The sequence below is a fragment of the Agrobacterium sp. ICMP 6402 genome, assembly GCF_009498615.1.
Classification (GTDB): Bacteria; Pseudomonadota; Alphaproteobacteria; order Rhizobiales; family Rhizobiaceae; genus Agrobacterium; species Agrobacterium burrii.
In genome coordinates, this window is the sequence record NZ_QSNV01000014.1 from 61,404 (window position 1) to 74,637 (window position 13,234).

At 57.0% G+C, this 13,234-nt stretch carries 19 protein-coding genes; 15 read left to right on the forward strand and 4 right to left on the reverse strand.

From position 1 onward, the window contains the following. Nucleotides 1-67 precede the first annotated feature (67 nt). Entirely contained in the window at nucleotides 68-871 is an 804-nt protein-coding gene (gene dsbG / locus DXT96_RS25025; RefSeq protein WP_153516941.1) for a thiol:disulfide interchange protein DsbG, read from the forward strand. 295 nt (nucleotides 872-1,166) lie between these two features. Beyond that, nucleotides 1,167-1,496 (forward strand): thioredoxin family protein, encoded by a 330-nt coding sequence (locus DXT96_RS25030; RefSeq protein ID WP_194287743.1) that lies wholly within the window; start codon nucleotides 1,167-1,169, stop codon nucleotides 1,494-1,496. 145 nt (nucleotides 1,497-1,641) lie between these two features. Here DXT96_RS25030 and DXT96_RS25035 read toward each other — a convergent pair whose 3' ends face one another. Continuing rightward, the gene (locus DXT96_RS25035) at nucleotides 1,642-2,394 is read right to left on the reverse strand and encodes a substrate-binding domain-containing protein (protein ID WP_153516943.1); all 753 of its coding nucleotides are present in this window, start codon (nucleotides 2,392-2,394) and stop codon (nucleotides 1,642-1,644) included. 833 nt (nucleotides 2,395-3,227) lie between these two features. After that, nucleotides 3,228-3,689 carry a helix-turn-helix domain-containing protein gene (locus tag DXT96_RS25040; RefSeq protein WP_246670651.1) on the reverse strand — a complete coding sequence of 154 codons (462 nt, stop codon included), beginning with the start codon at nucleotides 3,687-3,689 and terminating at the stop codon, nucleotides 3,228-3,230. A 399-nt stretch (nucleotides 3,690-4,088) separates the two neighbouring features. On the opposite strand from DXT96_RS25040, the gene DXT96_RS25045 reads away from it, so the two are divergent. From DXT96_RS25045 to DXT96_RS25075, 7 genes are all read left to right on the forward strand, one after another. Next, entirely contained in the window at nucleotides 4,089-4,364 is a 276-nt protein-coding gene (locus DXT96_RS25045) for a hypothetical protein (protein ID WP_153516945.1), read from the forward strand. A 318-nt stretch (nucleotides 4,365-4,682) separates the two neighbouring features. After that, nucleotides 4,683-5,141, forward strand: a complete 459-nt coding sequence (locus tag DXT96_RS25050) for a DUF3846 domain-containing protein (RefSeq protein WP_246670652.1) — start codon at nucleotides 4,683-4,685, stop codon at nucleotides 5,139-5,141. Further along, a complete protein-coding gene (locus tag DXT96_RS25055) occupies nucleotides 5,138-6,154 on the forward strand; it encodes a hypothetical protein (RefSeq protein ID WP_246670653.1) in 1,017 nt (338 codons plus the stop codon). Before DXT96_RS25050 ends, DXT96_RS25055 begins: the two co-directional genes overlap by 4 nt. Before the next feature lie 28 nt (nucleotides 6,155-6,182). Next, complete coding sequence (locus DXT96_RS25060) at nucleotides 6,183-6,632, forward strand: hypothetical protein (protein ID WP_153516947.1); 450 nt, start codon at nucleotides 6,183-6,185, stop codon at nucleotides 6,630-6,632. A gap of 144 nt (nucleotides 6,633-6,776) precedes the next feature. Then, entirely contained in the window at nucleotides 6,777-6,947 is a 171-nt protein-coding gene (locus DXT96_RS25065; RefSeq protein ID WP_153516948.1) for a hypothetical protein, read from the forward strand. Between the two features lie 79 nt (nucleotides 6,948-7,026). After that, nucleotides 7,027-7,332, forward strand: coding sequence for a hypothetical protein (locus DXT96_RS25070; RefSeq protein WP_153516949.1), 306 nt, complete (start codon nucleotides 7,027-7,029; stop codon nucleotides 7,330-7,332). A gap of 160 nt (nucleotides 7,333-7,492) precedes the next feature. After that, entirely contained in the window at nucleotides 7,493-7,753 is a 261-nt protein-coding gene (locus DXT96_RS25075; protein WP_153516950.1) for a helix-turn-helix domain-containing protein, read from the forward strand. A gap of 66 nt (nucleotides 7,754-7,819) precedes the next feature. Here DXT96_RS25075 and DXT96_RS25080 read toward each other — a convergent pair whose 3' ends face one another. Then, nucleotides 7,820-8,002 carry a hypothetical protein gene (locus DXT96_RS25080; protein ID WP_153516951.1) on the reverse strand — a complete coding sequence of 61 codons (183 nt, stop codon included), beginning with the start codon at nucleotides 8,000-8,002 and terminating at the stop codon, nucleotides 7,820-7,822. Between the two features lie 211 nt (nucleotides 8,003-8,213). Between DXT96_RS25080 and DXT96_RS25085 the strand changes: the two genes are divergently transcribed. From DXT96_RS25085 to DXT96_RS25095, 3 genes are read left to right on the forward strand one after another with little or no spacing between them, the layout of a single operon-like run. Beyond that, nucleotides 8,214-8,453, forward strand: a complete 240-nt coding sequence (locus DXT96_RS25085; RefSeq protein ID WP_012653071.1) for a type II toxin-antitoxin system VapB family antitoxin — start codon at nucleotides 8,214-8,216, stop codon at nucleotides 8,451-8,453. Continuing rightward, the gene (locus DXT96_RS25090) at nucleotides 8,453-8,887 is read left to right on the forward strand and encodes a type II toxin-antitoxin system VapC family toxin (protein ID WP_153516952.1); all 435 of its coding nucleotides are present in this window, start codon (nucleotides 8,453-8,455) and stop codon (nucleotides 8,885-8,887) included. Before DXT96_RS25085 ends, DXT96_RS25090 begins: the two co-directional genes overlap by 1 nt. 23 nt (nucleotides 8,888-8,910) lie before the next feature. After that, nucleotides 8,911-9,210 (forward strand): hypothetical protein, encoded by a 300-nt coding sequence (locus tag DXT96_RS25095; RefSeq protein WP_153516953.1) that lies wholly within the window; start codon nucleotides 8,911-8,913, stop codon nucleotides 9,208-9,210. A 24-nt stretch (nucleotides 9,211-9,234) separates the two neighbouring features. Here DXT96_RS25095 and DXT96_RS25100 read toward each other — a convergent pair whose 3' ends face one another. Further along, on the reverse strand, nucleotides 9,235-9,564 hold the full coding sequence (locus DXT96_RS25100; RefSeq protein ID WP_153516954.1) for a hypothetical protein: 330 nt from the start codon (nucleotides 9,562-9,564) through the stop codon (nucleotides 9,235-9,237). Between the two features lie 114 nt (nucleotides 9,565-9,678). On the opposite strand from DXT96_RS25100, the gene DXT96_RS25105 reads away from it, so the two are divergent. The 3 genes from DXT96_RS25105 to DXT96_RS25115 all read left to right on the forward strand — a co-directional run bounded on the left by DXT96_RS25105 (nucleotide 9,679) and on the right by DXT96_RS25115 (nucleotide 12,938). Further along, nucleotides 9,679-11,268, forward strand: coding sequence for an RcgA family putative transporter (locus DXT96_RS25105; protein WP_153516955.1), 1,590 nt, complete (start codon nucleotides 9,679-9,681; stop codon nucleotides 11,266-11,268). Next, nucleotides 11,258-12,259, forward strand: a complete 1,002-nt coding sequence (locus tag DXT96_RS25110) for an RcgR family putative quorum lactone hydrolase (protein ID WP_249741318.1) — start codon at nucleotides 11,258-11,260, stop codon at nucleotides 12,257-12,259. Before DXT96_RS25105 ends, DXT96_RS25110 begins: the two co-directional genes overlap by 11 nt. Nucleotides 12,260-12,740: 481 nt before the next feature. Further along, on the forward strand, nucleotides 12,741-12,938 hold the full coding sequence (locus DXT96_RS25115) for a hypothetical protein (protein WP_153516956.1): 198 nt from the start codon (nucleotides 12,741-12,743) through the stop codon (nucleotides 12,936-12,938). Nucleotides 12,939-13,234 lie beyond the last annotated feature (296 nt).

The window sequence follows — 13,234 nt, forward strand, 5'->3', positions numbered from 1 at the left end:
GCCTGACTGCTTAAGGTTGACTTAAGTAACCCGATTTACTGCAAACGCTTCAGTGAAGGAAACTACCATGTCGCCTATACACAAGAATGCCCGTAAAGCCTCGGGGGTCCTGGTTGCTCTCTTTTTTATAAGCTCTTCCACAAACGCCTTTTCAGATGACCCGTCCACATTGACCGGAGCGGAAAGTCGACCAGCAATTTTGGGAAGGATAGAAGAACAAGGCATCAAGATACTCGGCGAGATGAAAGTGCCTGGTGGGCTACGAGGATTTGCCGCCAAGGCCGGTGCGCAGCCTCTGACAATCTACCTAACTCCTGATAATCAACATGTAATCGTAGGTCCCCTCGTCGATGGCGATGGTATCGATGTCGCGGCCGATCAACTGAAAAAGTTATCCGAAGTGGCCATTGATCCGGCAGTCTGGACAACGTTGGAGAAATCTTCATGGGTGCAGGACGGAAATCCCGAGGCGCCAAGGGTGATCTACACTTTTACAGATCCAAATTGCCCTTACTGCCGTCAATTCTGGAAAGCTGCTCGCCCTTGGGTTGAGGGCGGCAAGGTTCAGCTGAGACATGTGATGGTCGGCGTCATCAGGCAGGATTCACCTGCAAAGGCGGCTGCGATCCTTGAGGCTCAATCACCCGAGAAGGCCATCGTGCTCAACGAAACGCAAGAGGGAGGAATACCTCCCTTATCTACAATCCGCCGGGAAACGGCTGTCAGCCTTAAGGCCAACGAGCAACTGATGACCGCACTCGGTTTCGGCGGAACACCCGCAATCGTCTATAAGAACGGCAAAGGTGAAATCAAAACGATGTCCGGCCTGCCACAGGGTGGTGGCCTTGATGAGGTGCTCGGTCCGAAATAACAGAATGACCACTCTCGGCCTCGACCTCCAGTAACCGCGGCTATTGTAGACGAGAGACACTAAGTTAGAGCCCTGACATTCAGTTGCTATTAAAACTGGCAGGGCGGCAAGTTGCGTTGGAAAGGGCAATATTTTGAAGTACTCATTGGATCGCGAAGGAAACGCTGCAGCTGCTTCAAGCAGGCGAGGAATCCTCAGGATTGCATCCTTCGCGATCGTAAACTTGGTCCTTCTTCCGGTTCGATCGGTCGAAGCTGGGACGACCGTAGGGCCCATTCGATCTATCGATTCCTACTTGGAAGGACGCCGCTTTGCGTCTTGGCAGAGCCGTTTCGCAATCGTCGATATCGCGGCAGACTGGTGTCCTTTTTGCGAGGTAATTGACGATAAGATTCTCGCTGACCCAGTCATCAAAAAATTTCTTCAGAAAATCGCCTTGATCAAGGTGGATGTCACAGCGATGGATGCTTCCAATTTGGCGCTTTTGCAGCACTTGAAAGCTGACGGGCCACCGACGGTATTCGTGATCGACACGGCAACTGGTCACGAAGTCTACGGTACACGGTCAGTCGGCAATTTTGACGTGCCCCATCTCGCCGGTCGATTGCGTGCTCTCGCAGCTTGAGAGTGACGAAACGACGTGCGGGCCGTTACCGGCGATCCATGGAATTCAAGAAACCATTCCGATCGTTCGGCTGGACTGTCCCGACGCCTTTGGTTGTCCACACCCCCGAACACATAGCGTGGAAAAACGCTATGCACGTGCAGGATTAGTCAACGATCCAGCCGGCGTTTGCGAAGAAGCCTCTGGCCTCAGTGCTTTGCAGAAACGTCTGGAACGCTATCGCTGCCTGGTTATTTTTACCCCGCTCGGTAAGGACTACTCCGGTGTCGCGGTAAATGCGGTGGTCTCTCTCCACTTCGACCGTCTGCGCCAATTCCGGGTTCGCGACCTGCCAAATATTCCAGATGATCCAGGCGTCCAAATCCTTGTTTTCGATCCAAGCCTTTTTCGCGTCTGCGCTGTTAGCCGCAAAGATCTTAATGTTGGAACGTAGTGCCTTCACCTTGGAGATGTCGCCTGTCCGGCCCGCCATATCTTCCCAGAGGCCATTTTGCCCGGCACCATTGACAACAAGCACGCTATGGCCGGGCCGCATGAGTTCGTTCAAGCCCGTGATTTTTTTCGGATTGCCAGGACGTACGAGGATGGCTGAAGCTCGAAGATAGAGCGGTATGACGTCTTCGGCTCGGACCTGGCTACCAAACGCCTGAGTAAAATCGCTCATCATAGTTTCAGACCCGCTGAAGAGCAGGTCGGCATCCTCTTTCGCTCGTTGAAGCCATGAAGGGGTCGGCCCAGCAGTTAGGACAATTTTATTGCCCGTTTCTTTTTCGAAAGCGGCTGCAGCCTGTTTCAACACCGGCAATGGGCCTCCGGGCCCATAAACATGGACATCTTCGGCCAAAACCGCCGTGACATTCAGGAACGAAATTATAAGGGCAGATAGGATGTAACGCATTCCGCAAGTCCTCCAGTGCAGACGGGGACACGCCCGCATCGTCATAATCCGCGTGTGGCTTAAGGGAATCTTAAGGTCGAACCACAAGGCCAAGTTTGAGTACAGCAGCGCTGCGAGGCATTTGGCTTCAAGCGATGCAAAGAGCCAGGGACTGAGGATTCGGAATAAACTGCATCGCCAATCGCCGAAAGCTTCGATGATTCAGGTCGAATTTCCCTCTGTCGCGTTTGCACCGAGCATTAGCAAAGCATGAACTCACAGTATTGATTTAAAGGGATTTAATGCCAGTTCTTCGTTGTTAAGAAGATTGGGTAACCGATGGCTGCTGACGTCGTCAGCTTTGGATCCGCGGCTGTGACATCCTTCGCGCCGGCCCCTGTCCGCCTAGTAGGATGAAGATTCCGCCGCAGTTCTATGCAGCGAGGACCGCGCCGGCGCCCACCACATGGGCGCGGTTGATGTGTTTTCGGTATCGCTTTGCCTCAAGGAGGGCAAGTCTCGCCCCCGATAACCAGCCGTCCAGCCTGCAATTACTGCTGTAGGACGCGTTTACGCCGAACCACATCGCCTGGCAGCTGGAAAGACATCTCCTAGAAGGGCGGGCGATCGGTCTTGTGGAGGTATGCCAGGCGCTGCCGCATTAGCAGTATGGTGTTGATTTTTGCCAGAACACCGCGGGCCCCCCCTACGCACGCTTGCCGCGGCTTTCCCTGCTATGGTCTGTGCGATGACTGCCAAGTGTTGATCAACCCTCGCCGCTGCGATCGCGGTCCCCATCCAACGCCCACGCAATGAGACCGAAATAGAGGCGCGGCTTTCGCCGCGCCCCTATCTCAGCGGCCCGCCGTGGGTGTCGGTTTTTTCTCCATCGAGACAACCAGTCTGAAGATCCGTTCAAGACCTTCGGTGTCGAGCTGTCGGATTTCCGAGATCGTATTTTGCAAAAGCCGGGAATGCTCCTGATTTTCGCCCCATAAATGCGGAGCGGCAGGGGCTAGGATTTCCTCTGGCGTGGCGTCCAGAACTTCGCAGAGATGAATAAGCCGAGACACGGTCAGTCGGGAAACACTCGTTTCGTAGCGATGATAGACCGCGTTGCTCAAGCCAAGCAGGGGAGCGATTTTGGAGCGTGACAAGGACCGTTTATCGCGGGCCTCCCGGATGCTCGTACTGATTTTTTCGTCCAGTTCCGCATTCAGATGGACTTTGCCGTGATAGGGCTTCCGATAGACCGGTTTTTCGAGATCAGGATCCTGGACCAGCTGTAGGCCGAGTTGTTCAACCCAGTTTTCCATCGTTGGACCTGCCATGGTTTTACCGCGCTGTAATTTCTAAGCCTGACTCTTTGTTACCGAATTGGCTACGTGATAGGAACCCTGAAACATAGGTTCTCGGCTAAATTTGGCGCATCGCTTCGCGACCCCGCTCTATGCCTTCGGCACGGAGCCGCTGAAAAAGCGTCTCCGCCCTGCGGGTAACGATCGCTTGCGCAGCGCGGTGGTCGCCGCGAAACAAATAATGATATGCGCCATATTGGGCTATTTACTGGCATTTACAGTTTGATCGCAAGATACCATATTGCATCAAACCGAGGTCAGGTTGTGACAGGACACTAGCCCGTTCTGCCATGCCGGCAGGGGGCCGCTCTGCCTCGAAGCAGGGCGGCCCCTTTTTATCTCTGGGGTATCATCGTCGTGGATATTTTCATTCCAGCAGTCATCGCTTTGCCCGGTTACGTATGGCTCGTGTTGAGAGCGAGCCGAACCTTCCACGCCATTCGCAAAGAGCGGTTCGAGCACACAAATGCCGCTGGCGTTCTGCAATTCGCCACCTACGAAGAGTTGCGCAAATTCGAGGGCCGCGAAGCCAGCAATCAATTCTGGATCAACGTCGCCGCCATTCCTGGCGGCGTCATTCCACTCGCCGCCCTTTTCGCCATCATAGCCTCGATCGCTGAGATGTCCTCCTGAACAGCAATTCGGCGTGGGTAGATCAACGGTGACTCCTTCGGTGTCCTGCTTGCTGGATGAGGGAAAGAGGAGCGCTGCCCTCTCTCCCTCGCAAGCGAAAAAACGGTATCCCCGTCCTTCCTTCGCGCTTTGCGCTCCGTGCAGGATCGCCGCTAACGCGCCGACCCTCCGTCTTCGCCTTCGGGCGGGCGAACCCCCTCCGTTTTATTCCCTTGCCACCCTCTCTCCCGCTGCTCCGCGCGAACTCGGGAGCAGGAGCGGGGCTCCTGCCCACGAGGGGCATGAGAAGACCGCTTCGCGGAAATGGAAGGGCTAGACATGACCAAAGCAGCAACCGTTTACCTGCTGGACCCGGAGGCGGGGACCATTCAGACCGTCGAGATTGATGCGCGCAGCGCCTTTGCTCAAACCTACACCTTGATTGGATGCGAACTGGTTCAGGTGGTGCCGTTCGATAGCCACCATGTGCTTGTCATCGATGAGGACGGGTTACAGGACGGACTAACATCCTTCACCATCGCAGATGGCTACCCGCAGCCATTGGCCGGAAAAATTGTCCTTGTCGGTGCGCACAACGGAGAACGCTTCACGCCTCTCCAAATCACCATCGAGGACGCCGCCAAACGGTTCACCGTCTGCAAGCCGGTGCTTGATCCGGTTTTCGCGTCAATCGATGAGACGACCATGAAGGGGGTTATCCTTGCCGGTTTCCTGACCGGCCTGCAAACGCGGATCACTCGTACCATGCCCACCGTCATGGCGGGAGTGAAGAAATGAGCATCACCGTTGCATTCTTCGAGCGGGAAGCCGCCGACCGTGTTCTAGAAATCGTAGCAGACACCTTCGCCGCCAAGATCGCGGCGAAGGACATCGAGCATAATTTCAGCTGGCTCACCCACTCGCCCGAACGTCGCGCAGACCGCGAACTTGAGGCGCTGGCCCAGCGGCTGAACGATTTTGCCAACTATGCCATGGACCTTTGGACGGAGGCCGCGACCCCTATCCCCGGTCCCCAAATCGAGGCTTTCACGCGACGGCACATTGACGTCACTCGCAAATATTGGGCAGCGGAAAGCCGTTGCGCCAACTGGATGATAACCGGCCCTGCCCGCTTTCCTGTTGCTCGCAACGAAAAGCGCATGCGGGTTTCCGACGCCCGCCGTGCTGATATCGCCGCCCATGCGGAAAATGCCCGCAAGGCAATCAGGCGCAAGGCATACCCGCACGGAGCGGACGGCGAGCCGATCCGCTCCGGCGACCCCGAAGCGTTGCAGCGGATCGCATCGCGCATCGAGGACCTGGCCTTGTCCATCGACAGGATGAAACGCGCCAACGCCATTATTCGCCGGATGGAAAAGGACCATGCCAGCGAAGCCGACATATTGGCTCGCGTGGTGTCGGAAACCGGCTTGGCAGAAGAGCAGGCGGCACGGGGCATCACGATTGCGCCGTGGCAGAGCAGGCGCGGCTTTTGCACCACCAACACCCGCACCGAGCTTCGCCGCATGCAGCAGCGCCTAGCGCGCCTCGCGGCGATGAAGAAGCGCGGCGACAGGTCGGAGGAAGTCGAGACGGAAGCGGGAGCCGTGGAGGTGAAGGAAAACACCGAAATAGCCCGCATCCAGATGTTTTTTCCCGGCAAACCCGACGAGGAAGCCCGCCGCATCCTCAAATCCCATGGCTTCCGTTGGTCGCCCTCGGAAGGCGCGTGGCAGCGTCACCTTAACGAGGCGGGACGCTATGCCGTCAAAACCGTCTTGAGCAAGATCAGCGGCGCCAGCGCCGCTTGATCCTCCCAACACATTGAGGATTCGTGAGATGACCGAGCAGATTTTTACCGTCATGGAATTTTGCGGTAAGGGGGACCCGATGTTCGGCGGCAATGCCGCCGATTGGGGCCTCTATACGACCGAGGACATGGGGCACGCGTTCATGTGTGCCGCCGACGCGCAGCGCCTCGATCTGGTCAAAGCCTATTTCCCGACCGAGAAGGAGGGAAAGGCAGCTGGTGAAGACGCGAGCCTTCGAAACGGACTGATTTCCGTTCTGCCGGTGCCACATGACGCGCGCATTCCCGTTGCGCAGCTCCGCTGGATCGTCGGGAATATGCATGTTGGCACAAGTGACGAGGATCTGACCGCCAATATCGTCGCCCGTTCGCAAGGTTGGCCGCTAGGCCGGTACGCGGATTACGTGGCTCAGGCCTGCGCCTACGCACTTGCCAGTCACCGAGCCAATCAGGGGCTTTATACCCACTTCCGGTTCTAGGGGGGCAACCATGACGCTCTCTGTTTGCAAACGCTGTGGTGGCAGCTTCGGGGAAAGCGAGAAAGGCGCACGGGGGGGGAAGACCTTTGCGACGAATGCGAGGGAAAGCCTGCGCCAGAGCAGGCGACCCGCCGCAACGTCGAGGTGTTCGATATTCCGTCCGGCCTTGGCGGGAGCCATACCGTCGAGATCGTCGGAGAACTGCAAGGCGGTCAGGTGCGGTTGCGCGTCTGGTATGGGCGCGCAACCGCGACAGGCTGGGAACCGTGGAAGGATTGGGACGGCTACCGTTTGACGCCAACCGCGCCGAATTGAAAAACAAGCGGACAATGCCGCTGTTCAAATAACCCTTGGCCGCGCCGATCGCGCGGCCCTTTCATCAGGAGGACCGACATTGAGCCGATACCCTATCACCGTAAAATCGGAGCTTCAGACCGAAGAAAACGCCGTAATCGGTTTTGACCCGCCGTTGCGCACGTACTTTCTGCAGGCGTTCCCCGACGAGGCGACGGACGCTTGCGCGTTGTGGCTTGGCGGCTTTCTTGAGGAGTATCCGAGCCTTGAATCGATCATCAATGCAGCTCGCTCCGAGGGTTATGATGTTCACGGACTGACCCATGATGTTATCATAGCCCTGACCAAGGAAGGCGGGACGCCGACGCCGCCGAGCATCGGCGAGCGACTTGGGATCGTTCGCTAACCGATCAGTCGAAGCTTGTCTTTTGGGGCCGGTTTTACCAGACTGGCCCCGCTTGCGTTTTCGGAGGTCGGACCCAAGCCGCATCGAGCGGCCGAGGTCCGAACGAGGGGAGCCCTTGCCCCTCCCCTCGGGCTCCCCTCCCACCCAAAGGAGAAATCAGATGAGCAGGTTTGAGCCGTTGACGGTCGAAATAGGACGACGCCTTGAGATTGTCCGAAAAGATGCTGGAATCTCAACGAGCGAATTCGCGTCCAGCCTGAACGTGAGCCAAGAGCTCTATCAGGCATATGCGGACGGAGAGGCTGAAATGCCGATGGCGGTCATGAGATCGCTCTACGATGTACACGGGGTCAATCCCGCTTGGTTGCTGGCAGGCGAACAGGACCGATACATGTCCAAAGGACCTGTTGCGGCGCAGTAACCCGTTGGCTGCATCACCGATCAGAAATATTGGAAGGAGGCTGCAAACTGTTGGCCCCTCCCTTCCTTAGGTTGGGGCAGCGTAAAAAATGGCGAAATTGACCGCCAGCATGACGACCAGCGTGCCGATGAAAGCCAGAAAAAAGACGCCGATTTTTTTGAGTAGGCTTTGCGGCTGCTTCTTGCGGCTAAACGCAACGACGCCTGCCGCGCCTGCCGAAATGCCGATGATGGCCGGGAGTGACATCATGTCTTGGACCTTTCGAATCGTCGCACGAGCCCGCTTGTCCGGGAATCCGTGCTTGATTACGATGTAGTTTAAGACGTTCTTAAAGTTGCGCTTCCTGAACGCCGCAAGGTTAGGTCACGCATGCAGCGACGTTTTTCCACCGGAAGACCGGGAAATGATTGCGAGCATATGCAATTCGGGATATTATAATATCCTCGAAAGGATATGTATCATGCCGCTTTACATCAAAGATCCAGAAGTCGATACGCTCACCGAAGAGCTGATCCGCTTGACCAAGACATCCAAGGTTGATGCCGTGAAGACAGCGCTTAGGCGCGAGATCGCCAGCCGCAAGGGCAGCTTGCCCATGCGCGAGCGCCTGGCCAAGTCCCTCGCAATGGCGCGGGACGCTGGTCCCTTTGCGCCGGGGGACCACAAACGCGAAACCGATGAAATGTGGGGCGAAGACTGATGCTATTCGTTGACGCTTCCGTGGCCGTCGCGATCCTTGCCGGCGAAGACGATGCCGGCGAACTCATGCAGCGGCTTGAGCAGCATGACGGCCCCTTTTACGTGTCGGCCGTGGTTCGCATGGAAGCCTCACTTTCGCTGACGCGGCGCATGGCCGAAGCGACAGGTCGCGACCGGCCTGCGACCCCTGACATGCTCGCGACAGCGCGCAGGATGGTCGATCAATTCTTTGCCGACCTTGAAGCCAAGGAGGCGATGATTTCCGGCGATGTGGGCACGAAGGCGCTGGACGCCGCGCAGCAGTTTGGGAAGATCGTCAATCACCCGGCGAAGCTCAATATGGGCGATTGCTTCACGTACGCCTGTGCCAGAGCCTACCGCACGAAGATCGCTTACAAGGGAAACGACTTTGCCGAGACCGATCTCGGCTGGTGATCGTCAATAGCAGCGAGGTGTTCATGTCTGAAGATGTATCGCAGATTTTCTACACATATTCTCCATGCCGATGGGCCGAAGGCGAGCGACGCTGGAAAGATGACGACGCAGGCTTTGATATCTTCGACACATATGAAGCTGCGAAGGAGGACGCCCTACAGCTACGAGAAGACATCGTGCGTCAGGGCGAAACTGAGTGGACACCTGTCCAGATCGAGAAGCTTGTCCTCGCCCCCATGAACAGGGAAAATCTGCTGCTTCTTTTCAATTCGGGCTTTGAGGCCGCTGTCATCGACCACGAAGTATTGGACGTGATCGATTAAGGTCAGCCACGACGAGCGGGATTTTCACATCCGGCGTGGAGCTCCGAGGAGCAAATCCATTTCCTTGGGCGTCAAAACATTGCCGGTTTTCAGAATGTAAGCTGCGATATAGGTCAGCTTCTCATCCACCTCGCTCTCACCCTGCGGCCTGTAATGGAGGATTGCTTGTCGGCTTTCCGCTTCTTGCCTCATCAGAGCGTCCTCAGACTGACCGGCGTCTGCCAACGCGTGGAGCGTGGCGATGTGCTGATCAATCAACTCCTCAAGGCATGTCTCAAGGGTCTCCTTGCCCACAAGGACCTTGTGCGTGCGATGATGGAATGAACGTGGATTGGATGACGACATATCTATCATGGCTGAACAACTCACTGATCTATGAGCGTCCAAGCGTAGACCACCGCTTGCGGATGAAGGCACGATACACTACGAAGTTCCACGAAATGAAACGAAATCAGGGCCTGTAAGCCTTTGGAGAAGAACGGAAAGTTTTTCATCGCGCCTCCCAAGGATGGGCGTGATTTCAAGGAACTGTTCAAGGACCTTGCCGCTGCGGGGGCTGGACGTCCGCTGGACAGCGACGGCTTTCCATCGGGTCCGTGGACGCCGGAGCTTCTGGCCGAAGCGATTTCGCAGATAGATTCCAATCATGTCGGCGTCGATTTGCGAACGGTACAGCTTTGGTTTCAGGAGAACGACAAGGGCGTGAGCGCGGCCAACATTCGCTGGCTTGCGAGGGTTTTCGGATGCGCTGATAAGCAAGCGACGAGCGAATGGCAGATGGAGCTCAGCGCGGCTCAATCCCGATTGGTCGCCAAGAGGCGGGATTCCAAAAAAGCAGACAGCCGTCTCAATCGCATTCCTGATGTTCCTCTAGCCGAGCTCGAGGCCGTCGAAATCGTCTATGCGGCGCAAGGCGATGCGCAGACCCAAAAGCCGCGCTTCAGTCTCGGCCGAATGTCGGAAGCGGTCTTCACGCGCGGCTCGCCCCTGAATCTGCCCGCTTCGGTCTTCGCCGGCGCGTCGGCTCTTGGGTTCTCGGCCTATATCCTCGGCATACACAGCGCGATCTACACCCGGGCCGATGGCATTGTTAAGCAGGTCGGGTTCCTTTGGGCACCCAACTGGACCTTTCTGTTCATGGTCCTCCTGCCCGTATTTTTCGTGCTGGTCACGGAGCTTCTGGTTTACTGGAAAAACAATGGCCGGATGGTTCTGGCGGGCCATGGTGACAGGATCCGGAGCAACCGCGATTGGGAACACCACCTCAAGGCCTATTCCTACTCCTATTGGGCCGTTTTCGTTATCTGCATTCCCTTCGCCGGTATCTTCCAGTGGATCGCAGTGGATCTGATACCGCTGCTGAAGGGCGGCGGCGATTACGCGATAAGTTGGGGCACGTTGGCGCTCATTCGCCCCGAGGTGGTCACGGTGCCAATGTCGATCGTCTTCACAGGCCTTGCATATCTCTACATGTGCCTCTGCTTCTATCTTTTGTTCGCAGGGCTGATCCTGCTCCATACGATCCTTCATGACCTCTGGACAATTGAGGGTGCCACACAGTTGCGTCCGGATGAGTTTCAGCGGGAAGCCGGCGCGATTGCCCTGAGAGTGATGGAGGGAATATTCCGGTGCACCACGGTTGGTATTCTGGTCGCCATCTGCATGAAGCTGCAAAGCGCCTACCTCGCCTCGAACGGCAAGGACATCGTGACGTGGCTCGTAAACGATAGCTCTGTTGTCATTGACGGCTATGCCAATGGCCGCAATGGCTTCCACTACAGAATGCCGACGCATTTCAGCAGTCTGCTAGTGGCGATTTCGTCCTGTGTAGGCTTCCTGTTCGGGTCCGTTCGGTTTGCTAGACGCTTCCATATGCCGCTATGGCGGATGTCGGCGGTCGTCGCGTTGCTCTTTGCAACCTACATGCTGATCGATGCCTTTGACGGCTTCTCGATCCTCCTTGGTATCGCAACCCTGCTTGCGACATACGCTCTCTTCGACCCGGAGTTCGGGCGGTGGCGCGCAGACGAAATAGAAAGCGATCAACGTGTTTCATAGCTGGCTCGATGGTTGGGATGAGCGGCGCGCGCAGAGCGGTGACGAGGCCAAGAAGACAACGCCTTTCGTGATCGACGCCGATCGCGCCTTTCCCGGCGCGAAGAATACCGCGTCTCTGGAAGAATTTTGTTTGCTTGCAGACAGGGCCGCTTCCGATCCAAGTTTCTTTGAGCGACCGAGCGGGAGCGTTGACGGCTTTGACCGAACAAACGGATGGCTCAAGTTCCCGTCCGACATTGCGACGGACGTTGACGAGAACAATACCGTCTGGGCGAAAATCACGGAAAGCGCGTCCAGCAAAAAGGCATTGGTGATTTTCCACCACTGGAATGCCGACGCCCGGAATGCCCAGATCGCGACACTTTTTTCAAAGCGCGGCATCACCGTGATCGAGATCGCGATGCCCTATCATTTCGAGCGCAGCCGTCCCGGCTCGCTGTATGCCGACTACATCCTCAGCGCCAATCTCGGGCGAACGCTTCAGTCTATGAGGCAAGCCGTTTTCGACGGACGGAAAGTCATTGGCTGGCTGAAAAGCGAAGGCTATCGCGAGATTTCGGTTCTCGGCATGAGCCTGGGCTCTTGGGTCGCAGGATTGATCACGGCGCACGAGCCCGCCGTGTCGAAAGCCTCGCTGTTTCTGACAGCCGGTAGCCTCGCGGATATGGTTTGGACAGGGCGCGCGACACGATCCATTCACAAGAGCCTTGCGCCCCATATCGAGCTGAACGATCTCAGAAGAGCGTGGGGACCGCTCAATATGGAGAACTACGCGCAAAACCTAGCGCGACCGGACTTGAGGCTTCACATCGTCCTCGCGAAACGAGACACAGTCGTTTTACCCGATCTCTCGGCCCGATTTATGCAGAGGCTCGAAAGTGTCGGCGCTTCGCCCCACATCCTGGAACTGAACTGCGGGCATTATTCACTTGGTATTCCGCCCTACATCCTGCTGGCTGGCCTGAGCTTGAGCAGGTTCCTGTCGCGCTGATCAGTTCCACCGTTATGCCTCAAGCGCGCACTTGCTGACCGTGTTGAGCGGCCAGCGAGTGCAATGAGGGGAGCCCCTTCGGCCCCTCCCCTCAAACTCCCCTTCCCCCGCAGGATAGACGCCCCGCAAGCGGGTCGGCTCATTGAGGCTTGTTGGCGTTTCCGGCCGGAGACGTCCTGATGTGTGTCCACCACGCTGCAGCATGATGGCGATGGAGATCCGCCCTTGCGGTCGGATCGCGATTTGCCGGTTGAAGGCAAAGGCGACGGCCGGGGCTACGAAGGCCGCGTTTACCGGTCTCTCCTTGGTGGCTGTACGTAATCTAATGCTGCGCACGATACGGCAGGCCCCGCCTTTGCGTGCAACCCCAAGGGGTTCTCCTCTCCGCTTCGCTCCGTTGCGATCGCTGCGCGATGCACTCGGCGGCTCCAACCGTATTCGAGTTTCGCGATTACGCACAACCACCAAGGAGGATCACCTCATGAAAACGCTCGTAACCTTCTGCCAGAAAACCGGCCGTCGCCTTAGCCAGTTCATCAACCGGCAAATCGCGAAGTTGGCCCATAAGGGCCAACTTAAGTTCTCCATCGCCATCATGCTTCCGCTCCTCGCCAAGGTCGAGTTCACCTATCAGGTCGAGCTCGATGGCAAGGCCGGAAACGCCAACAAGCCTCAATGAGGCAAAGCCGCGCCCTTATCCGTCCCACTTGATATCCCATGACCATTCCGGCCCGATTGGCGGGCGCGCGACGAGACTGGCAAGGCATGGTTCGATCCGCACGGGCATGGGATCGAACAGCAACTGCGGCTGACTAGGGTCGCGGCGTCGCACGCGCCCGCTTTGCAGGGGCGCATTCTCTTCTGTACGGAGCGGCTGCGTTGAAGGGCGCGGGCGTCTGGTCATCCCCGTATTGCATCAGGGAACCCTTAATATCCCGTACAATATGCTTTAGAACACTAAGCAAAAGACCGGAC